The following is a 23,277-nucleotide window of genomic DNA, read 5'->3' as shown; positions in this document are numbered from 1 at the left end:
TCAATTCATCCCAGGCAGCTGGACCTTGGGCTTCACGTCGTTCTGCACGACGGAAGCCATGGGTGCGACCACTCCCTGGCTCTTGAGCAACTCGCCAATGGTCGCCTTGATTCGATACTGAGTAAATAACTGAATGTTCTTGATCTCGGCCAGGCGACGGGAAGCGGTGAACAGTTCGTTTTCACTGTCGAGCAAGTCCAGCAAGGTACGCTCGCCCAGGCTGAACTGCTTCTGGTAGGCGGTACGCACCGCGGTACTGCGATCGACGTATTCCTGGGCGATCGGCACCTGGGAGTTGGCGTTGTTCATGGCGTTCCAGGCCAGGCCCAGTTCTTCGTTCAGCACCCGCAGGGCATTGTTGCGGATATCCAGGGCCTGGTTCGACTGGTAGGCCTTGGACTCCAGGTCAGCCTTGTTGCTGCCGCCGGCGAACAGGTTGAAGCGCATGCGCAGCATGGCCTGCCATTCGTTGTTGTGGCCGTTCTGGCCGTCCAGGTCGTTGTCCGCGGTGCGTCCCAGCTCCGCATCGAAACGTGGGTAGAACGCCGACTTGGCCGCTTCGTACTGCTTCTCGGCCGCCACGATATCGGACTCGGCCGAACGCAGGATCGGGCTGTTCTCCAGCATCTGGCGGCGAGCCTCGTCGAGGTTGGCCGGCATCATCGCCATGAAGCTGGCAGGACGCTCCAGCTGGTCGGGCAGTTCCCCTACCGCACTCAGGTAGTTGGTCTGGGCGTCGGCCAGGTTGGTCTGCTCGGTGATCAGGTTGTTGCGGGCCTGGGCCAGGCGAGCTTCGGCCTGGTCGAGGTCGGCGCCGCTGCCTACGCCACGCTGGGTGCGCAGCTTGATCTGGTCGTAGATACGTTCGTGGTTGCGCAGGTTGTCTTCGGCCAGTTGGACGAACTGGCGACGGGTCAACACGTCCAGGTACACCTGGGCCACGGTCAGGCCGGTGCGCTCGGAGGTGCCCAGCAGAGAATAGGCCCGGGAGTTGACGGTGGCTTGTTGACGCCCAACCTCGCTGGAGGTGGCAAAACCGTCAAAAACCATCTGCTGAAGACGTAAACTTGACTCACCACGGGTCATGCTTTCCCAGTGATTGCTGCCACTACCCGCGCGAGTAGTGGGGTTATCTGTGCCTTCACGGCCATAGCCGGCGAGCATGTCGACACGGGGCAGGTACCCCCCCTTGGCGGCTTTCAATTGGTAATCGGCAGCCAGGCGGCTGTTCACACCGGCCTGGATTTCCGGGTGCACATCCAGTGCTTTCTGCATGGCTTCAGGGAGTGTCTGCGCCTGTACGAAACTGGCGGCAAGAGCGAAGGGCAGGGCCTTGAACAGGTGAAAACGCATGGTAAGAAATTTCCTCGGACGGTATGTCCAGATTCACGTCAGAACGTGGAACCACATCGAATGACTACAACCACAACGACCGTCTGTCGGAAAGTTCAAACTAAGAACTGGTTCACATACTTCAAGTCAGGTTACCGCGTGAATATCAATGTGACATTAATAGAGCGATTGTTTAGGATGGCACCCATAAGGTCAATAGTTTGGCATAAACTTAATCTCGAAAGAATATAGCCAAAATATTGACAATCCACCTGTCAATTACCCGTTCCCAAATACACAGCAATGTACCCCCAGACTGAGCTGCGGCCAGCGCCCGAGCCGGTACATGGAAGTCGAATGAGCGGTACACCGGAGAGTCCTTAATGAGCAGTGTTGTTGCCATCGTCAAAAGCATTGTCGGTCAAGTTTTCGTGGTATCCCCGGAAGGGATCCGGCGTGTACTCATCGAGGGTGACCGCCTGTTCGTGGGCGACCAGGTGGATACCGGCCCAGCGGGCGCCGTCAGCCTGGAGCTGACCGATGGCCGTACGCTCGACCTGGGACGTGACACTCAATGGAGCGGTGCCGCTCCGGACTCCGGCGCCGACCTGGCCCAGGCCGCCGCGCAAGCCGCGCCTTCGGTCGAAGAACTGCAGCAGGCCATCGCCGCCGGCGTCGACCCGACCACCGACCTTGAAGCCACTGCCGCCGGCCCGACCGCTGCCGGTACCGGGGGCAATGCCGGGGGCGGCCATAGCTTCGTCCAATTGCAGGAAACCGCCGGCCGGGTAGACCCCACCATCGGCTTCCCGACCGCCGGCCTGGGCCGGGCCACTTCGGCCCTGGACAACAACTTTGGCGGCCTGGCCAACAGCAATGGCACCACCAATGGCAGCGGCAGCGATAGCCTGCGTCCGGCCACCCTGACCCTCAACGCCACCCCGACCATCACCGAAGCCGGTGGCACCCTGGTCTACACCGCCACCGTGACCCAGGCTCCGCTGACTGACCTGAGCGTCACCCTGTCCAATGGCGCGGTCATCGTGATCAGCGCCGGCCAGCTGACCGGGACCGTACAGGTGCCCATGGCGCCCCAGGACAACGTCTATATCGACCCGGGCCAGATCAGCGTAAGCGTCACCGGCACCACCGGCGGCGGTGGCCTGCAGGTCACTGTCGATCCGAACCCGGCGGTGACCCAGATCACCGATACCATCGACACCACCACGGTAACCGTGACCGCCGATGCCAGTGTCACCGAAGGCGGGCAGATCACCTACACCGCAACCCTGACCAACCCGGCGCAGACCCCGGTGACCATCACCTTGTCCAACGGCTCGGTGATCACCATCGAGGCGGGCAAGTCCAGCGGCTCGATCAACGTCCCGGCACCAGCCGATGACGTCTACAAGAATGGCGACAAGGTTGAAGTCGGCATCACCAAGGCCGATGGCGGCAACTTCGAGAACCTGGTTGCCAACCCCGACAAAGCGGTGACCACGGTTACCGACACCATCGACGATACTGGGCTGAACTTGAGTGCCACCGGCACCGTGGCTGAAGGTGGCTCGATCACCTACACCGCGACACTGACCAATCCTGCCGGTACTCCGGTGACTGTGACCCTGAGCAACGGCGCGGTCATCACCATTGAAGCGGGCAAGACCACCGGTACCGTGACCGTCCCTGCTCCGGCCGATGACGTCTATAAAGACGCCGGTAAAGTCGAAGCCACCATCACCAAAGCTGAAGGCGGTAATTTCGAGAACTTGGTGCCGAGTACAACTCCGGCTGTTACTGAAGTTACCGACACCATCGATGATTCGACCGTGTCGTTGAAGGCGACTCCGTCGGCGGCTGAAGGTGGCCAAATCACTTACACCGTGACCGTCACTGCCCCAGTGACTGGCTCGCCGGTCGTAGTGACCCTGGCCAATGGTGAAAAAATCACCATTCCAGTCGGTGAAACCACCGCCTCGATCAACGTCACCGCTCCAAACGACGCGCTGGTTGGCCACACTTCGGTGACCAACTCGATCACCGATGTGAGCGGTGGTAACTACGAAAACCTGGTCGCCGATAAGACCCCGGTGAATACCAACGTCACCGATACCGTTGATGACACCGGTCTGAGCTTAAGCGCTACCGGGACTGTCGCCGAAGGCGGTTCCATTATTTACACCGCCACCCTGACCAACGCCGCGGGCAGCCCAGTCACCGTAACGCTGTCTAACGGCGCCGTAATCACCATCGAAGCGGGCAAGACCACCGGTACCGTCACCGTTCCGGCTCCGGCAGACGACGTCTACAAAGACGCCGGTAAAGTCGAAGCGACCATCACCAAGGCTGAAGGCGGCAACTTCGAAAATCTGGTGACCAACCCGGCGCCAGCGGTCACGAACGTCACTGACACCATCGATGACTCGACGGTGACACTGAAGGCAACGCCTTCGGCAGCCGAAGGCGGTCAGATCACCTACACCGTGACCGTCACCGCCCCTGTGACAGGCTCTCCAGTCGTGGTGACCTTGGCCAATGGTGAAAAAATCACCATCCCAGTGGGTGAAACTACTGCTTCGATCAACATCACCGCACCGAACGATGCGTTGGTCGGCCACAGCTCCGTCACCAACTCCATCACCGATGTGAGCGGTGGCAACTACGAGAACCTGGTCGCCGATAAGACCCCGGTGAATACCAACGTCACCGACACCGTCGACGACACTGGCTTGAGCTTGAGTGCTACTGGAACTGTGGCTGAGGGTGGCCAGATCACCTACACCGCGACACTGACCAATGCCGCAGGTAGCCCAGTCACCGTAACGCTGTCTAACGGTGCGGTGATTACTATTGAGGCGGGTAAAACCACTGGCACCGTGACCGTTCCGGCGCCTGCCGATGACGTCTACAAGGACGCCGGCAAGGTCGAAGCGACCATTACCAAAGCCGAGGGCGGCAACTTCGAAAACCTGGTGACCAACCCGGCGCCAGCGGTCACCAACGTCACTGACACCATTGACGATTCGACGGTGTCGCTCAAGGCGACTCCGTCGGCGGCTGAAGGTGGCCAAATCACTTATACCGTCACCGTGACCGCGCCAGTTACCGGCTCGCCTGTGACCGTGACCCTGGCCAATGGTGAAAAAATCACCATCCCAGTGGGTGAAACCACCGCCTCGATCAACGTCACAGCTCCAAACGACGCACTGGTTGGCCATAGCTCCGTCACCAACTCGATCACTGACGTGACTGGCGGTAACTACGAGAACCTGGTTGCCGATAAGACCCCGGTGAATACCAACGTTACCGACACCGTTGATGACACCGGTCTGAGCTTGAGCGCTACCGGGACTGTCGCCGAAGGCGGTTCCATCGTCTACACCGCAACCCTGACCAACGCCGCGGGCAGCCCAGTCACCGTAACGCTGTCTAACGGCGCCGTAATCACCATCGAAGCGGGTAAAACCACCGGTACAGTCACCGTTCCGGCTCCTGCCGATGACGTCTACAAAGACGCCGGTAAAGTCGAAGCGACCATTACCAAGGCCGAAGGCGGTAATTTCGAGAACTTGGTAACCAATCCGGCCCCAGCCGTCACTAACGTGACCGACACCATCGATGATTCGACCGTATCGCTGAAGGCGACCCCTTCGGCAGCTGAAGGTGGACAGATCACCTACACAGTGACCGTCACTGCCCCAGTGACTGGCTCGCCGGTCGTAGTGACCCTGGCCAATGGTGAAAAGATCACCATTCCAGTGGGTGAAACCACTGCCTCGATCAACATCACAGCACCGAACGACGCGCTGGTTGGCCATAGCTCCGTCACCAACTCCATTACCGATGTGAGTGGTGGTAACTACGAGAACCTGGTCGCCGATAAAACGCCGGTGAATACCAACGTCACCGACACTGTTGATGACACTGGTTTGAGCTTGAGTGCTACTGGTACGGTCGCCGAAGGTGGCCAAATCACCTACACCGCCACCTTGACCAACGCCGCCGGCACTCCGGTCACCGTGACCTTGTCCAACGGCGCGGTGATTACCATTGAAGCGGGTAAAACCACCGGTACTGTCACTGTTCCGGCGCCTGCCGATGACGTCTATAAAGACGCCGGTAAGGTTGAAGCCACCATCACCAAGGCTGAAGGCGGCAACTTCGAGAATTTGGTGCCGAGTACAACTCCGGCCGTCACCAACGTCACCGACACCATCGATGATTCGACCGTATCGCTGAAGGCGACCCCTTCGGCAGCTGAAGGTGGACAGATCACCTACACAGTGACCGTCACTGCCCCAGTGACTGGCTCGCCGGTCGTAGTGACCCTGGCCAATGGTGAAAAGATCACCATTCCAGTGGGTGAAACCACTGCCTCGATCAACATCACAGCACCGAACGACGCGCTGGTTGGCCATAGCTCCGTCACCAACTCCATCACCGATGTGACTGGCGGTAACTACGAGAACCTGGTCGCCGATAAAACGCCGGTTAGCACCAACGTTACCGACACCGTCGATGACACCGGTCTCAGCCTCTCCGCTACTGGAACTGTGGCTGAAGGTGGCCAGATCACCTACACCGCCACCTTGACCAACGCCGCCGGCACTCCGGTCACCGTGACCTTGTCCAACGGCGCAGTGATCACCATTGAAGCGGGCAAGACCACAGGCACTGTCACCGTTCCGGCTCCGGCTGACGATGTGTACAAGGACGCCGGCAAGGTCGAGGCAACCATTACCAAGGCTGAAGGTGGTAATTTCGAGAACTTGGTTACCAACCCGGCGCCAGCGGTCACGAACGTCACTGACACCATCGATGACTCGACGGTGACGCTGAAGGCAACTCCGTCGGCAGCCGAAGGCGGTCAGATCACCTACACCGTGACCGTCACTGCACCCGTAACAGGTTCGCCTGTGGTCGTGACCCTGGCCAATGGCGAGAAGATTACTATCCCAGTCGGTGAAACCACCGCCTCGATCAACGTCACCGCACCGAACGATGCGTTGGTCGGCCACAGCTCCGTCACCAACTCCATCACCGATGTGACTGGTGGTAACTACGAGAACCTCGTAGCCGATAAGACTCCAGTTAATACCAACGTCACCGACACCGTCGACGACACTGGCCTCAGCCTCTCTGCCACTGGAACCGTGGCCGAAGGTGGCCAGATCACCTACACCGCTACCTTGACCAACGCTGCCGGCACGCCAGTCACCGTGACCCTGAGCAACGGTGCCGTAATCACTATCGAAGCCGGTAAAACCACTGGCACCGTGACCGTTCCGGCGCCTGCCGATGACGTCTACAAGGACGCCGGTAAAGTCGAAGCGACCATTACTAAAGCTGAAGGCGGCAACTTCGAAAACTTGGTGACCAATCCAGCCCCAGCCGTCACCAACGTCACTGACACCATCGATGATTCGACCGTTTCGCTCAAAGCGACTCCGTCGGCGGCTGAGGGCAGTCAAATCACTTACACCGTGACTGTCACTGCCCCAGTCACCGGTTCGCCGGTCGTAGTGACCCTGGCCAATGGTGAAAAGATCACCATTCCAGTGGGTGAAACCACCGCCTCGATCAACGTCACTGCACCGAACGACGCCCTGGTTGGTCACTCTTCCGTCACCAACTCGATCACTGATGTGAGCGGTGGCAACTACGAGAACTTGGTCGCCGATAAAACGCCGGTTAACACCAACGTCACCGATACCGTTGATGACACTGGCCTGAGCTTGAGTGCTACTGGTACGGTCGCCGAAGGTGGCCAAATCACCTACACCGCTACCTTGACCAACGCTGCCGGCACGCCGGTCACTGTGACTCTGAGCAACGGAGCCGTAATCACCATCGAGGCGGGCAAGACCACTGGTACCGTCACCGTCCCTGCCCCGGCAGATGATGTGTACAAGGACGCCGGCAAGGTCGAAGCGACCATTACCAAGGCCGAAGGCGGTAATTTCGAGAACCTGGTTACCAACCCTGCGCCAGCCGTCACCAACGTCACTGACACCATCGATGATTCGACCGTGTCGTTGAAGGCAACGCCTTCGGCAGCCGAAGGTGGCCAGATCACCTATACCGTGACCGTGACCGCGCCAGTTACCGGCTCGCCTGTGACCGTAACCCTGGCCAATGGTGAAAAAATCACCATTCCAGTGGGTGAAACCACCGCCTCGATCAACGTCACTGCACCTAATGACGCACTGGTTGGTCACTCTTCCGTCACCAACTCGATCACTGATGTGAGCGGTGGCAACTACGAGAACCTCGTAGCCGATAAGACCCCGGTCAACACCAACATCACCGACACTGTCGACGACACTGGGCTCAGCCTCTCCGCCACTGGAACTGTGGCTGAGGGTGGCCAGATCACCTACACCGCGACACTGACCAATGCCGCAGGTAGCCCAGTCACCGTAACGCTGTCTAACGGCGCCGTAATCACCATCGAAGCCGGTAAAACCACCGGTACCGTGACCGTCCCTGCTCCGGCCGACGACGTCTATAAAGACGCCGGCAAGGTCGAAGCCACCATTACCAAAGCCGAAGGCGGCAACTTCGAAAACCTGGTGACCAATCCAACCCCAGCCGTCACCAACGTCACTGACACCATCGACGACTCCACCGTGTCGTTGAAGGCGACGCCTTCGGCAGCCGAAGGTGGCCAGATCACCTACACCGTGACCGTCACTGCACCTGTGACTGGCTCGCCTGTGACTGTCACTTTGGCCAATGGTGAAAAAATCACCATTCCAGTGGGTGAAACCACCGCCTCGATCAACATCACTGCACCAAACGACGCGCTGGTTGGCCATAGCTCCGTCACCAACTCGATCACCGATGTGACTGGCGGTAACTACGAAAACCTGGTCGCCGATAAGACCCCGGTAAATACCTACGTCACTGACACTGTTGATGACACCGGTCTGAGCTTGAGCGCTACCGGGACTGTCGCCGAAGGCGGCTCCATTATTTACACCGCCACCCTGACCAACGCTGCCGGTACTCCAGTCACCGTAACGCTGTCTAACGGCGCGGTGATTACTATCGAAGCGGGCAAGACCACTGGCACCGTGACCATTCCGGCTCCGGCTGACGACGTCTATAAAGATGCTGGAAAAGTCGAAGCGACCATCACCAAAGCTGAAGGCGGTAACTTCGAGAACCTGGTGACTAACCCGGCGCCAGCTGTCACTAACGTGACCGACACCATCGATGATTCGACGGTGACGCTGAAGGCAACACCTTCGGCGGCCGAAGGTGGCCAAATCACCTACACCGTCACCGTGACCGCGCCAGTCACCGGTTCGCCTGTGACCGTCACGTTGACCAATGGTGAAAAAATCACCATCCCAGTCGGTGAAACCACCGCCTCGATCAACGTCACCGCTCCGAACGACGCCTTGGTTGGTCACTCTTCCGTCACTAACTCGATCACTGACGTAAGTGGCGGTAACTACGAGAACCTGGTCGCCGATAAAACCCCGGTTAACACCAACGTTACCGACACCGTTGATGACACTGGCCTGAGCCTGTCCGCCACCGGAACCGTGGCCGAAGGTGGCCAGATCACCTACACCGCTACCTTGACCAATGCTGCTGGTACTCCGGTCACCGTGACTTTGAGCAACGGTGCGGTGATTACTATCGAAGCAGGCAAGACCACCGGTACCGTCACTGTTCCGGCGCCGGCCGATGACGTCTATAAAGATGCCGGTAAAGTCGAAGCGACCATCACCAAGGCCGAAGGCGGTAATTTCGAGAACTTGGTGCCGAGTACAACTCCGGCTGTTACTGAAGTTACCGACACCATCGATGACTCGACTGTGTCGCTGAAGGCAACGCCTTCGACCGCTGAAGGTGGCCAAATCACTTATACCGTCACCGTGACCGCGCCAGTTACCGGCTCGCCTGTGACCGTGACCCTGGCCAATGGTGAAAAAATCACCATTCCAGTGGGTGAAACCACCGCCTCGATCAACGTCACCGCTCCAAACGACGCGCTGGTTGGCCACACTTCGGTGACCAACTCGATCACCGATGTGAGCGGTGGTAACTACGAAAACCTGGTCGCCGATAAGACCCCGGTGAATACCAACGTCACCGATACCGTCGATGACACTGGCCTCAGCCTCTCTGCCACTGGAACCGTGGCCGAAGGCGGTTCCATCGTCTACACCGCCACCTTGACCAACGCTGCCGGTACTCCGGTCACCGTGACCCTGAGCAACGGCGCCGTAATCACCATCGAAGCCGGTAAAACCACCGGTACCGTGACCGTCCCTGCTCCGGCCGACGACGTCTATAAAGACGCCGGAAAGGTCGAAGCCACCATCACCAAAGCCGAAGGCGGTAATTTCGAGAACCTGGTGACCAACCCGGCGCCAGCCGTCACTAACGTGACCGACACCATCGATGACTCGACTGTGTCGTTGAAAGCAACCCCATCGGCGGCTGAAGGCGGTCAGATCACCTACACCGTGACCGTCACTGCACCCGTAACAGGTTCGCCTGTGGTCGTGACCCTGGCCAATGGCGAGAAGATTACTATCCCAGTCGGTGAAACCACCGCCTCGATCAACGTCACTGCTCCAAACGACGCCCTGGTTGGCCATAGCTCCGTCACCAACTCGATCACTGACATGAGCGGTGGCAACTACGAGAACTTGGTCGCCGATAAGACCCCGGTGAATACCAACGTCACCGATACCGTCGACGACACTGGCCTCAGTCTCTCCGCCACTGGAACTGTCGCAGAAGGCGGCTCCATTGTTTATACCGCCACCCTGACCAACGCTGCCGGTACTCCGGTCACCGTGACCCTGAGCAACGGCGCCGTAATCACCATCGAGGCGGGCAAGACCACTGGTACCGTCACCGTCCCTGCCCCGGCAGATGATGTGTACAAGGACGCCGGCAAGGTCGAAGCGACCATTACCAAGGCCGAAGGCGGTAATTTCGAGAACCTGGTTACCAACCCTGCGCCAGCCGTCACCAACGTCACTGACACCATCGATGACTCCACCGTATCGTTGAAGGCAACACCTTCGGCGGCTGAAGGTGGCCAAATCACTTATACCGTCACCGTGACCGCGCCAGTTACCGGCTCGCCTGTGACCGTGACCCTGGCCAATGGTGAAAAGATCACTATCCCAGTCGGTGAAACCACTGCCTCGATCAACGTCACTGCACCTAATGACGCCCTGGTTGGTCACTCTTCCGTCACCAACTCGATCACTGATGTGAGCGGTGGCAACTACGAGAACTTGGTCGCCGATAAGACTCCAGTTAATACCAACGTCACCGATACCGTTGATGACACTGCTTTGACCCTGTCCGCCACCGGAACCGTGGCCGAAGGCGGTTCCATTGTTTACACCGCCACGCTGACCAACGCTGCGGGCAGCCCAGTCACCGTGACCCTGTCTAACGGCGCCGTAATCACCATCGAAGCCGGTAAAACCACTGGCACCGTGACCGTCCCTGCCCCGGCAGATGATGTGTACAAGGATGCTGGCAAGGTCGAAGCCACTATCACCAAGGCTGAAGGCGGCAACTTCGAGAACTTGGTGCCGAGTACAACTCCGGCTGTTACTGAAGTTACCGACACCATCGATGATTCGACCGTGTCGTTGAAGGCGACTCCGTCGGCGGCTGAAGGCGGTCAAATCACTTACACCGTGACTGTCACTGCCCCAGTCACCGGTTCGCCGGTCGTAGTGACCCTAGCCAATGGCGAGAAGATCACGATCCCGGTGGGTGAAACCACTGCCTCGATCAACGTCACCGCTCCAAACGACGCGCTGGTTGGCCACACTTCGGTGACCAACTCCATCACCGATGTGAGTGGTGGTAACTACGAGAACCTGGTCGCTGATAAGACCCCGGTGAATACCAACGTCACTGACACTGTTGATGACACTGGCCTCAGCCTCTCCGCCACCGGAACCGTGGCCGAAGGCGGTTCCATTGTTTATACCGCGACACTGACCAACGCTGCTGGTACTCCGGTCACCGTGACCCTGAGCAACGGCGCCGTAATCACCATCGAAGCCGGTAAAACCACCGGTACCGTGACCGTCCCTGCTCCGGCAGACGACGTCTATAAAGACGCCGGCAAGGTCGAAGCCACTATCACCAAAGCCGAAGGCGGTAATTTCGAAAACCTGGTTACCAACCCGGCGCCAGCTGTCACGAACGTGACCGACACCATCGATGATTCGACCGTGTCGTTGAAGGCGACTCCGTCGGCGGCTGAAGGCGGTCAAATCACTTACACCGTGACTGTCACTGCCCCAGTCACCGGTTCGCCGGTCGTAGTGACCCTAGCCAATGGCGAGAAGATCACGATCCCAGTCGGTGAAACCACCGCCTCGATCAACGTCACTGCACCTAATGACGCCCTGGTTGGTCACTCTTCCGTCACTAACTCGATTACCAATGTCAGCGGCGGTAACTACGAGAACCTGGTCGCTGATAAAACACCGGTCAGCACTACCGTGACCGACACCATCGACACCACCAACCTGTCGCTGACAGCTACACCGTCCGTGGCTGAAGGTGGCCAGATCACTTACACCGCGACACTGACCAACGCTGCCGGCACTCCCGTCACCGTGACCCTGAGCAACGGCGCAGTGATCATGATCGGTGCCGGCAAGACCACCGGTACTGTCACCGTTCCGGCTCCGGCCGACGATGTGTACAAGGACGCGGGCAAGGTCGAAGCGACCATCACCAAGGCCGAAGGCGGCAACTTCGAGAAGCTGGTCCCAAGCACCACGCCAGCCGTGACCGATGTCACCGATACCATCGATACCTCCACCGTGACCCTCAAGGCCACGTCTTCGGCGGCCGAAGGCGGAACCATCACCTACACCGCCACCGTGACCGCGCCGGTCACCGGTTCGCCGGTGACCGTCACCCTGGCCAACGGTGAGAAGATCACCATCCCGGTTGGCGAAAGCACTGGCTCGGTGAGTATCACTGCCCCGAACGATGCCCTGATCGGTCATAGCTCCGTGACCAACTCGATCACCGACGTCAGCGGCGGTAACTACGAGAAACTCGTAGGGGACAAGACTCCGGTCAATACCACCGTGACCGATACCGTCGACACCACGACCCTCAGCCTCAGCGCTACCGGCACCGTGGCCGAGGGCGGCTCGATCGTCTACACCGCCACCTTGAGCAACGCCGCCGGCACTCCGGTGACCGTGACCCTGAACAACGGCGCCGTCATCACCATCGCCGCGGGCAAGACCACCGGCACCGTGACCGTCGCCGCGCCAGCCGATGACGTGTACATCGACGCCGGCAAGGTCAACGCCAGCATCAGCGGCGCTACCGGTGGCAACTTCGAGAAGCTGGTCACCGACACCACTCCAGCCGTGACCAACGTCACCGATACCATCGACACCACGTCGGTCAGCATCACCGGCAGCGCTTCGGTGGTCGAGGGCCAGACCGCCAGCTACACCGTGAGCCTGACCCATCCGGCGCAAACCGAAGTCACCCTGAAGATCAGCTACAGCGGCACGGCCACCGACGGCTCGGACTTCACCGGCGTCTACACCGTGAAGATCCCGGCCGGCGCCAGCAGCGCCACCTTCAACGTAGCGACCATCGACGACAAGATCACCGAGAGCACGGAAAACTTCGTGGTCAAGATCGACTCGGCCACTGGCGGCAACTTCGAAAAACTGGTGGTCAGCGGCACCAACGGTAGCGTCACCACCTCGATCATCGACAACGACGCGCCGCCAGTCATCGACCTGGATGCCAACAACTCCAGCGGTGCCACCGGCGCCGACTACAAGGTCACCTTCACCGAGGGCACCAGCGGCCCTGGCGTGTCGATCGCCGATACCGACCTGAGCATCACCGATCCGGACAGCACCATGCTCACCGGCGCCACCATCGTGCTGACCAACCGTCAGCCCGGGGACTCGCTGAACCTGGGCAACAGCGTCAACGGCATCACGATCAACGCCAACAGCAAAGACGGTTCGATCACGCTGACCCTGTCGGGCAACGCGACCCTGGCCGACTACATGCAGCAGATCAAGAACATCACTTTCACCAACAACAGTGAAGATCCGAGCACCACGCCACGGACCATCACCGTGACCGTGACCGATGGCAGCAACTACTCCAACGTCGCCACCACCACGGTCAACGTGGTGGCGGTCAACGATGCTCCGGTAGCCACCGGCGGCGCAGTGACCGGTACCGAAGACACCGCGCTGACCCTGACCTGGAACAACTTCGGCGTCAGCGATGTCGACAGCCCGGCGTCCAGCCTCGGCGTGAAGATCACCCAGCTGCCGAGCGACGGTAAGCTGCAGTACCTCGACGGTTCGACCTGGAAGGACGTGGCCAACAACCAGACCTTCAGCAAGGCCGATATCGATGCCGGCAAGCTGCGCTTCACGCCTGATGCCAATGAATCCGGCACCAATGGTTACGGCGGCAACGGCGTGGGCAACCAGCAGGCGGATTACGCGCAGATCAAGTTCCAGCCCACCGACGGCCAGGCCCTGGGCAACACCGGCACGGTGAACATCGACATCACTCCGGTGGCCGATGCACCGAGCCTGGGCGTGGCGAACAACAATGTGAACTCCGTGGGCCTGCTCAAAGAGACCTGGACCAGCCTCAACGGCCTGGGAACCAACGGCAACGGCATTACCGGCGACGCGCTCAAGGCGGTGTTCGACAACTCCGGCAAACCGACCAGCAGCACGACGGTGACCAATGCCCAGTCCGATGGCAGCGTCGCAGGTGGCAGCGGTTCGAAAACTTCCGGACTGATCTACCTCGAGGCCGGCAAGACCTACAGCTTCAGTGGTACCGGCGACGACAGCCTGCTGATCACCATTGGCGGCAAGAACGTGGCCACCGCACTGTGGGGCTCGGGTGGCGGTATCAGCGGCTCGTTCACCCCGACCACCAGCGGCTACTACACCCTGGACATCTACCATGCCAACCAGAGCGGCCCGGGAAGCTACGATGTCAACCTGTCGGTCAATGGCGGTGCGGCAGTCGACCTGAACAGCGCCAACATCCCGATGTACCCCAACGAGACCGCGCTGAACAATGCCGGCGTCACCCTTTCCGAGCTGCATGGCAGCAACGGTGAAGGCTACTACGACGGCTACAAGCTCAATGAAGGTGCCGAAGGTGGCAGCGTCAAGGTGTCGAAGATCACCACCGCCCTGACCGATACCGATGGTTCGGAAACCCTGAGCGTGAAGATCAGCGGCATGCCTGAAGGCTCGGTCCTGAGCGACGGCGCCGGCCACAGCTTCACCGTGACCGCGAGTTCCGGCGAAGCCAACGTCACCGGCTGGAACCTGGGCAGCCTGACGGTCACTCCGCCGCCTTACTACAACGGCACGTTCAACCTCAATGTGACGTCGACCTCCACCGAGTCCCTGGGCGGTTCGGCCAGCACCTCGGCGCAGATCCCGGTCAAGGTCTACCCGGCCGTATACAACCCGGTGGTCGGCACTTCCGGCGACGACACCTTCACCGGCACCGAAGGCAACGACATCGTGGTCGCCGACATCGGTGGCCTGACCGTGGTCCCGGGCACCAACTACAACATCGCCTTCATGGTGGACAGCTCGGGCAGCATGAGCAGCTCGTCCATCGCCGCAGCCAAGGAATCCCTGACCGCGGTGTTCAACACCCTGAAAAACAGCATTGGCGGCGCCGGTTCGGGCACGGTGAACATCTTCCTCGCGGACTTCGACACCCAGGTCAACAAGACGGTGTCGGTGAACCTCAATGACCCGAACGCCCTGAACCAGCTCAAGGCAGTGCTGGACTCCATGAGCTCCGGCGGCGGTACCAACTACGAGGACGTGTTCAAGGCCACGGCCAACTTCTTCCAGAGCAACCAGGCCACCAGCAACACCAATGCCAAGAACCTGACGTACTTCATCACCGACGGCAAGCCGACCTACTACCAGGCCGGCGAGCAAACCAACCCGACGCTCTACAGCGGTGGTCCGAAGCTCGATGACTTGATCAACGTCAACAACTACAAGCTGGGCGACACCATCAATACCACGTACCTGGACAACACCCACGCCTACAGCGTGAGCAGCAACGGTACGCTGACCCTGCAGACCTATATCAATACCGGCTGGGGCGGGGGTTATTGGAGCGCCAGGGAGCTGGGCACCGTGCACGCCCAGGGCGACGGCACCTACGAGCTGTCGTACCGGGACGGTTCCGGCAACAGCACCGACTGGTACACCACCAACAACTCCAATTCCGGCTTCGCGTTGTTGAGCAAGCTTTCGGAAGTGGAGGCCATCGGCCTGAACAACGGGGTCAGCCTCAACGACCTCAAGCCGTACGACACCGATGGCAAGCCGCAGACCAATATCGATCCGAAGGACCTGGCCAACTCGATCATCGGCCATACCGAGGCCACCATGCCGGGTGCCGATACCATCAGCGGCGGCAATGGCAACGACATCCTGTTCGGCGACCTGGTGAGCTTCAACGGTGTGGCCGGCGAGGGCTACCAGGCCATGCAGGCCTATGTGGCCAAGCAGACCGGGGTCGATGTGAGCAAGGTCAGCGCCAGCAACGTGCACCAGTACATCACCGAGCACTACACCGAGTTCGATGTATCTGGCAGCCACGACGGCAACGACACGCTGCTGGGCGGCGCCGGCAATGACATTCTCTTCGGCCAGGGCGGCAACGACCTGCTGGACGGCGGCAAGGGCAATGACATCCTGCTGGGCGGCACCGGTAACGACACTCTGATCGGCGGCCAGGGCAACGACATCCTGATCGGCGGTTCGGGAGCCGATACCTTCGTCTGGAAGGCCGGCGACACTGGCAACGACGTGATCAAGGACTTCAAGGCCAGCGAGGGTGACCGGATCGACCTGCGGGACCTGCTGCAGGGCGAAAGCGCCAGCACCATCGACAACTTCCTCAAGATCACCACCGTGGACGGGGTCTCGACCCTGCAGGTCAGCTCCGAAGGCAAGCTCAACGCCGCCGGCGGCCTGGCCAACGCCGACGTGACGATCAAGCTGGAGGGCAACAACTGGTCCAATGCCAGCATCAACTCGTTGATCGCCGGCAGCGATCCGACCATCAAGATCGACCACAACAACAGCTGATCGGCTCCTGGCCACCGCCGCTCGCCAGCGGTGGCCAGGCCCCGGCAGACAGCAAGCGCCGTGACGATTGGCCCGGCACAACGCATACTCGCCTCCTGAGTACCGCGTTGGCCTATGCTGCCGGCGGCTAGACGCTGAGAAAAATGCCTGAGGGATATGCCATGTTCTACGTGCAACGCGATGCACAAGGTCAGCTGATTCGCGTGGAAGCCGCCGCTTACGCCGAAGCCACCGAGACGCTGCCCGCCGACCACCACGAGATCCAGACCTGGTACGCCAACGAGGCGGTGGAAGTCAGCCTGAAGCAACTCAAGCACAGTGACCTGGATATGATCCGGGTGCTGGACGACCTGATCCAGGTCCTGACCAGCAAGGGCGTGATCCGCATCACCGACTTGCCGGAAGCGGCCCAGGTCAAGCTGCTGGACCGTAGCAACGCCCGTGAGGCGTTAGGTGGCTTGAGCCGCTTGATCAACGATGATGAAACCGGATTGATCTGAATCCGCCCTACCGGCCTGCCGGCGTGGCGTGATCCGGTTCCTCAGTTCCAGGGCGCAGGTTCGCCGAACAACTGTCCCTGTACTCCGAACAAGCCCATTTCACGGATCACCTGCAGCTCGCCCTGGGTCTCGACCCGCTCGGCGATCAGCGGCAGGTCGATGCTGTGGGCGGCACGCTGGATGGCTTCGATGAACAGGCGCTTGTCGCTTTCCTGGTCGATATCGCGGATGTAGCTGCCGTCGATCTTCAAGTAGGCCAGGCCCAGCCGCGCCAGGTTGCCGATCATGCTGAAGCGACCGCCAAAACGCTGCAGGCTGAGGGAGAAGCCCAGCTCCCGCAGTTGCCGGGTCAATTGCTCCAGGCGGACCTGGTCCGGCAATTGCTCCTCGCCGATCTCCAGGGTCAGGCGAGGACCCAGGTCGGCGTGCTGGCGCAGAAGATCGAAGACCCGGTTAAGCGCATGCGGATCGGCCAGGGTGGCGGCCGACAGGTTCAACGCCAGGGCCTCCGAATGGCCTGCCAGGTGCCCGAGCACCTGTTCGAGCATCAGCAGGTCCAGGCGCGAGGTCCAGCCGAAACGCTCCAGCCAGGGCAGGAAGCGCCCGGCGGGGATGGTCTGGCCCTGTTCGTCGAGCAACCGCGACAACACCTTGTTGTGCAGTACCAGCGAGGTATCCCGGGCCGCCACCACCGGTTGGAAATACAGCTGGAAGCGCCGCTGCGACAGGGCCTGGTCCAGCAGCTTGTGCCAGGCATGGTGATCGTCCCCGACCTGGGCGCTGGCACTCTGGTCAAGACAGGCCCAGCTGGCATCGCCCTGGGCCTCGGCCTGGGCCAGGGCCTGGTCGCCAAGGCTGAGCACCGCCTGCGGCGAGTCGCCATGGGCAAAGGCCGCCAGGCCAATGGACGCGACCGACGCCACATCGGTGGCGCCCGTGGCGTGCAGGTTGCCCAGGGCGCTGTCCAGGTTCTGCGCCAGCTGGATGGCTTCCTCACGCACCAGCCCCGGAGCCAGCACCGCGAACTCGCCACCACGGACCCGGGTGACCAGGTTGTGGGTCTCGGGGTACTTGTCGCACTCGCGCAGCAGCTGTTCACCCACCGCCACCAGCAACTGGTCGGTGCGCTGACCACCCAGGCGCTGGTTCAGTCCGGCCAGATCCTTGACCCGCAACAGCAATAGGTAACCGGAGCTGGCCTGCTCCGGATTGCTGACCCGGGCATGCAGCTGCATTTCGAAATATCGCCGGTTGGCCAGCCCGGTAAGGCTGTCCTGGTAGGACTCGGCGCGCAGTTTTTCGCTGCGCTCGGCCTGCTCCTGGAACAGCGCCTTGAGCTTCTCGACCATCTGGTTCATAGCCTGCACCACCCGGCGCAGCTCGGGGGTCCGCGGCAGCTCCGGCAAGCTGAGGAACTCGCGCCGGGCAATGGCATGGGATTGCTTGACCATGTAGTCCAACGGCCGTAGTTGACGACGCAACAACAGCGCCCCGAGCACCGCGCTCACCGCTCCGCAGATCAACAGCCAGCCCAGGCTGCCCAGGGCGCTCTGCCACAGCTTGGCCACGGCGAACATCGGGTGGCTGAGCACCTCGACCCGGGCCGCCTGCTCCCAGCCGCGGCTGACGATGGCATCGCCACCGGCCGGCTCCAGGCCGATGAGGCTGACGAACCACTGGGGCACGTTGCCCACCTCGGGAATACCGCTGCGCTCGACGATGGTCTTGTCGGTGGCCAGGTCCACCACCCGGATGCTGGCGTAGTAGCCGCTGTCGAAGATGGAGCTGACCATCAGCTCGACCATCGCCGGATCGTCGATGTTCGGCGTCAGCGAAAGGGCCAGGGCGGTGGCCGCATCCTGGGCATGGGAGCGCAGTTGGTTGACGTACTGGGTGCGCGAGCTTTCCAGGCTGACCATGAAGCTGCCGCTGAAGGCCACCACCAGGAACACGCAGATTGCGATCAGCAGTTGTTTGAACAAAGACATCTGGGCTCGTGCTCCTAGTTAGTCGTCTCGACCGGGAATCCTTCGGCCTGCATTTTCTTCAGTACATCCTGCCAGCGCGACAGGCGCTTGGTATCACCGACGCGCTTGTTGCCCTTGGCTCCCGGCAGCCACAGCCCTTCGGCATTGAAGGAGTACACCGGCAACAGGTCGGTCCGTTCGCTGGCCGGGCGGATCGAGTCTTCCAGGCTGTCGAGTACCAGCGGCATGGCATCCGGGGTGGAATAGTAGGTCAGGACCATGTGCGCGCGGTTCTGGCGCAGGGCCTTGACGTAGGTGATGCGCAATTTGTCACTGGAGACCCCAAGGCGGCGCAGGCTGAAGTACTTGGCGATGGCATAGTCCTCGCAGTCGCCGGCGCCCTTCCACAAGGCCTCGATCGGTGTTTCCCAGTAGTCCACCTGGTGCCAGAGGTCGATGTCCTCGACATATCGCATGTTCTTGTTGAAGAACAGGTTGACCACCTTCAGTTGCTCGCGTTCGGCCACCTGCTTCTGGGTCGCCAGCAGGTGCTGCCAGGCGTCGATGCGTTGCTGGCCTTCGCCCAGGGGTCCATAGAGCGCCGTAGCCCGCCGGCTGATCAGGGAGAAGTCCCAGTCGGCGTGCAGGCCGCCCAACAGCATGCCGGCCAGCAGCAATGCCGAGCCGAACCAGCGCAGGGTCCGGGAAAGAGCTAAACGTGCCGCCAATGCGTCGCATCCATGGGAGCTATCGTGAATCGGCTGATGGTGAAGGCTGGCCCGGCAAAAAACAATGGCACCTTGAAATCAGTCACCGGCAGAATGTGCTCCGCAGCGGGCAGCCGTCGCCTGCTGTGCACGAGAGCCTGACGAGCGCGTGCATTGAGCAGCATCAGCCACTATTTTAGTGCCCTGTCGCGCCGGGAGAGGAACTGCCGGCCCCCATGCTTAAGGAAAAGCTGTGGATACCGATACCCGACAATGGACCCTGGTGGTCAACTCTGGACAAGCCACGCAGATCCGCCTGATCTGTTTTCCCCAGGCCGGGGCGGCCGCCGAGCAGCTGCGAGTCTGGTCCAGCGGGTTGGCCGACCATATCGAACTGGTGGTGGTGAACTTGCCGGGGCATGGTCCACGGCGCTACGAAGCCCCCTGTGACGACTGGCCGAGCCTGCTGGAGAATACCTTTGCAGCGCTGGCCCCCTGGCTGCACAAGCCCCATGCATTGTTCGGCCATGGCCTGGGGGCGCTGCTGGCCTATGAGGCCAGCAAATACGCCCAGGAGCGGTTCCCCCGGCAGACCCGCCACCTGTTCGTCTCCGGCTGTCGCAGCCCTGACAGCTTGCCCCGTCGTCCCCTGCTGCATACCCTGCCCGATGCGGCCTTTCGCGAGGCGATCCTGACCCTGGGCGGCAGTCCCCTGGAAATCCCCCGTGGACAGGACGACCTGCAAGCCTATGAACAATTGCTGCGCACCGGCCTGAAACTCTTCGAAACCTGGTACGACACCTCCAGCGGCTGCCTCAACGTACCACTCACGGCCTTCTACGGAAGCGAGGACCCACTGGCGACCGCCAGCCACATGCTCAATTGGCGAGAGTTCACCACCCGTGAGTTCGAGCTGATCGAGGTGCTGGGCAACCACTTCTTCATCAAGTCCCAACGCCAGCGCCTGCTGCAGGTGATCAATACCCACCTGGGGCTGTTAGGCGAACCCCTCGGCTGAATCCCGGCCATGAAAAAGCCCGCCCTGCCATGAGGCAGGAGCGGGCTTTGGAAACCCCGGGGCGGGCTTCAGATCTTGAAGCTGTCGACCAGTTGCTTCAGGCGGCTGGCCTGTTGCGATAGGGCATCGCAATCCTTCAGCGTTTCGTTGAGGTTGGCGACACCTTGCTGGTTCAGCAGGTTGATCTGGCTGATGTCGATGTTGAGGGCTTCCACCACCGCGGTCTGCTCCTCGGTCGCAGCAGCCACAGACTGGTTCATGCCGTCGATTTCGCCGATGCGCTGGGTCACGCTGATCAGGCGGGCACCGGCCTGGTTGGCCACTTCGACGCTCTCTTCGCTGGAAGCCTGGCTGGCGTTCATGGTCGACACCGCCTCGCGGGAACCGATCTGCAGGGAAGTGATCATTTTGTGGATCTCTTCCGCCGATTCCTGGGTGCGATGCGCCAGGTTGCGCACCTCGTCGGCCACCACGGCGAAACCACGGCCGGCTTCACCGGCGCGGGCCGCTTCAATGGCGGCGTTGAGTGCCAGCAGGTTGGTCTGCTGGGAGATGCCCTTGATCACGTCGAGGATGTGCCCGATGTTGTCGGTGCTGGCGTTCAGGGTCTCGATCTGGGTGCAGGACAGGCTGATCTTCTGCGACAGCTCGGTCATCGCCTGGATGGTCTGCTCGACCACTTGGCGCCCGTCTTCGGCCTGATCGCTGGCGCCACTGGCGTGCTCGGAGGCATCGGCAGCGTTACGGGCGATTTCCTGGGTGGCGGCACCCAGTTCGTTGATCGCTGCCGCTACGCTGTTGGTACGGGCGCTCTGCTCGTCGGAGCCGATGATCGAGGCGTTGGATGAGGTCATTACGCGCTGGGACAGATCGTGGACCTGGCGAGTGGCCGAGGACACTTCGGAGATCGAGGCGTGGATACGTTCCACGAACTGGTTGAAGGAGCTACCCAGTTCACCGAACTCATCCTTGCTCGCCACCACCAGGCGGCGGGTCAGGTCGCCCTCGCCCTGGGCAATATCCTGCATCGCACGACCCATGGTCACCAGTGGACGCATCAGGACCTGGATCAGCAGGGTCAGCAGCACGGCGATCGTGCCCACGGCGATGAACATTGCAATCAGCGCCGAGGTACGGAACTGGCTCAGCGGCGCATAGGCCTTGTCCTTGTCGATGGACAGGCCGATGTACCACTCGGCGTTCGGCAAGCCGGTCACCGGAGTGAAGGAAAGAATGCGCTCTTGTTTGTTCAGGACCACTTCCTGGTTGCCGTTCGCGATCCGTACGTTGGCGCCAGGGTAGATGTCCTTGAGGTTCTTCATCACCTGGTCCTTGTCCGGGCTGACGATCACCTGACCGTCGGCGCTGACCAGGAAGGCATGGCCGAGGCCGCCGAAGTCCACCGAGTTGATGATCTTGACCAGGGTCTCCAGGCTCAAGTCACCACCGACCACGCCCAGCAACTCGCCCTGTTTCTTCACCGGCATGGCGATGGTCACCACGAGGCCACCGACGGCCGCCATGTAGGGCGGGGTCAACATGGTCTTGTCGGCAGCGACAGCTTGCTTGTACCAGGGACGCTGGCGTGGATCGTAGCCGTCGGGCATCTTCGCGTCGGGACGCTGGGTGAAGGTGCCATTGGCCTGGCCAACGTAGGTGAACTGGAAGTTCGTGGTGAAGGCTGGCTGGTCGACCAGGCCCGGGAAGTCAGCGTTATGCCCCTGGTGAGCGACGTTCTGCGCCAGGTTCTCGAGCACCAGGATCCGTCCGCTCATCCAGTTCTGCACACTGCTGGAAGTGAGCTCGCCGGCTTGCTGGATAGAAGATTCGAGGTTCTGTCGAATGGTAGTGCGTTGCAGGTAGTCGTTGTACAGAGTGAACAACGCAAAAGCCAGAACCACTATGCCAGAGGCGGCCAAAAGGATTTTATGGCTGAACTTGAGATTCATTTCATGGGACTTCTTATGCCGAAAATGGGGATGCGTACGGAATGCAACATTCCAGGTAACAGCGCAGGCGACATTCTCTGACCGCTCTACTTGGTGCACGCATGTCTCAACACTCTGTCGGCAAGAATCCTCGAACCCTTAGGGAATTATCTGAATTACTCGCCTGAATTATCAGAATCCCGCCGAATGGCACGCTAGAGCGGTCGTGGCTCTTGGGTAGGGATACTTGTCCACAGGAAGTAGCGGGCTGGCATTGCCTGGAGGAATAGCACCACGGCCAAGGGCTGTGGATAAGTCGCCGTGAGGTTGCCTCTGCAGGACTGCGTCGAAGTGCAGCAGGCGAAACCCGGGGGATATTGATGACCATGCCATGGCTGGGCTGGGCTGGGCTGGGCTGGGCCGAGGAGCTTAAGCATGGGCCTGGATGATCGGCTTGCGCATGGCTGGGGTCGGCATTAATGCTGCGAGGAACACGCCGGGAAAAGGAATGCGCGAGGGCCTTGGCTCGCCCTGGTTTTCTTCCCTGGAAAAACAAAACCCCAACTGCTTTCGCAATTGGGGTTTCGGAATTCAATCTTGACGATGACCTACTCTCACATGGGGAAACCCCACACTACCATCGGCGATGCATCGTTTCACTGCTGAGTTC

At 60.7% G+C, this 23,277-nt stretch carries 7 protein-coding genes, 1 rRNA gene and 1 pseudogene; 3 read left to right on the top strand and 6 right to left on the bottom strand.

Annotation, left to right across the window (positions count from 1 at the left end; genetic code table 11):
* Positions 1–1,353, bottom strand: coding sequence for a TolC family outer membrane protein (locus tag AC3WK8_RS11610; protein ID WP_022643250.1), 1,353 nt, complete (start codon positions 1,351–1,353; stop codon positions 1–3).
* Positions 1,354–1,715: 362 nt separating this feature from the next.
* Between AC3WK8_RS11610 and AC3WK8_RS11605 the strand changes: the two genes are divergently transcribed.
* Entirely contained in the window at positions 1,716–16,487 is a 14,772-nt protein-coding gene (locus AC3WK8_RS11605) for a LapA family giant adhesin (protein ID WP_103324811.1), read from the top strand.
* A gap of 161 nt (positions 16,488–16,648) precedes the next feature.
* Positions 16,649–16,987 (top strand): tryptophan synthase subunit beta, encoded by a 339-nt coding sequence (locus tag AC3WK8_RS11600; protein ID WP_085600775.1) that lies wholly within the window; start codon positions 16,649–16,651, stop codon positions 16,985–16,987.
* 41 nt (positions 16,988–17,028) lie between these two features.
* Here the strand turns inward: AC3WK8_RS11600 and lapD are convergent, their stop codons facing one another.
* Positions 17,029–18,975: a cyclic di-GMP receptor LapD gene (gene lapD, locus AC3WK8_RS11595; RefSeq protein ID WP_085600777.1), complete on the bottom strand. Its 1,947-nt coding sequence runs from the start codon at positions 18,973–18,975 to the stop codon at positions 17,029–17,031.
* A 14-nt stretch (positions 18,976–18,989) separates the two neighbouring features.
* Complete coding sequence (gene lapG / locus AC3WK8_RS11590; protein WP_031321178.1) at positions 18,990–19,682, bottom strand: cysteine protease LapG; 693 nt, start codon at positions 19,680–19,682, stop codon at positions 18,990–18,992.
* 232 nt (positions 19,683–19,914) lie between these two features.
* On the opposite strand from lapG, the gene AC3WK8_RS11585 reads away from it, so the two are divergent.
* Entirely contained in the window at positions 19,915–20,679 is a 765-nt protein-coding gene (locus AC3WK8_RS11585) for a thioesterase II family protein (protein ID WP_085600779.1), read from the top strand.
* Between the two features lie 68 nt (positions 20,680–20,747).
* Here AC3WK8_RS11585 and AC3WK8_RS11580 read toward each other — a convergent pair whose 3' ends face one another.
* The 3 genes and pseudogenes from AC3WK8_RS11580 to rrf all read right to left on the bottom strand — a co-directional run.
* Positions 20,748–21,533, bottom strand: a complete 786-nt coding sequence (locus AC3WK8_RS11580) for a methyl-accepting chemotaxis protein (RefSeq protein WP_371857946.1) — start codon at positions 21,531–21,533, stop codon at positions 20,748–20,750.
* Between the two features lie 69 nt (positions 21,534–21,602).
* Positions 21,603–22,628 (bottom strand): annotated as a pseudogene (locus AC3WK8_RS11575) (HAMP domain-containing protein); the annotation flags it as partial.
* Positions 22,629–23,202: 574 nt separating this feature from the next.
* Positions 23,203–23,277 (bottom strand): 5S ribosomal RNA (rrf, locus tag AC3WK8_RS11570); the annotation flags it as partial.

This window comes from Pseudomonas sp. FW507-12TSA (assembly GCF_058781435.1).
The sequence above is the reverse complement of the archived record's forward strand: the minus strand, read 5'-3'. Positions and strand labels throughout refer to the sequence as shown.

What these genes read in the sequence shown, in the direction of transcription:
- AC3WK8_RS11610 (WP_022643250.1), bottom strand. Translation starts at nt 1,353, where the DNA reads ATGCGTTTTCACCTGTTCAAGGCCCTGCCCTTCGCTCTTGCCGCCAGT.
- AC3WK8_RS11605 (WP_103324811.1), top strand. Translation starts at nt 1,716, where the DNA reads ATGAGCAGTGTTGTTGCCATCGTCAAAAGCATTGTCGGTCAAGTTTTC.
- AC3WK8_RS11600 (WP_085600775.1), top strand. Translation starts at nt 16,649, where the DNA reads ATGTTCTACGTGCAACGCGATGCACAAGGTCAGCTGATTCGCGTGGAA.
- lapD (WP_085600777.1), bottom strand. Translation starts at nt 18,975, where the DNA reads ATGTCTTTGTTCAAACAACTGCTGATCGCAATCTGCGTGTTCCTGGTG.
- AC3WK8_RS11580 (WP_371857946.1), bottom strand. Translation starts at nt 21,533, where the DNA reads ATGACCTCATCCAACGCCTCGATCATCGGCTCCGACGAGCAGAGCGCC.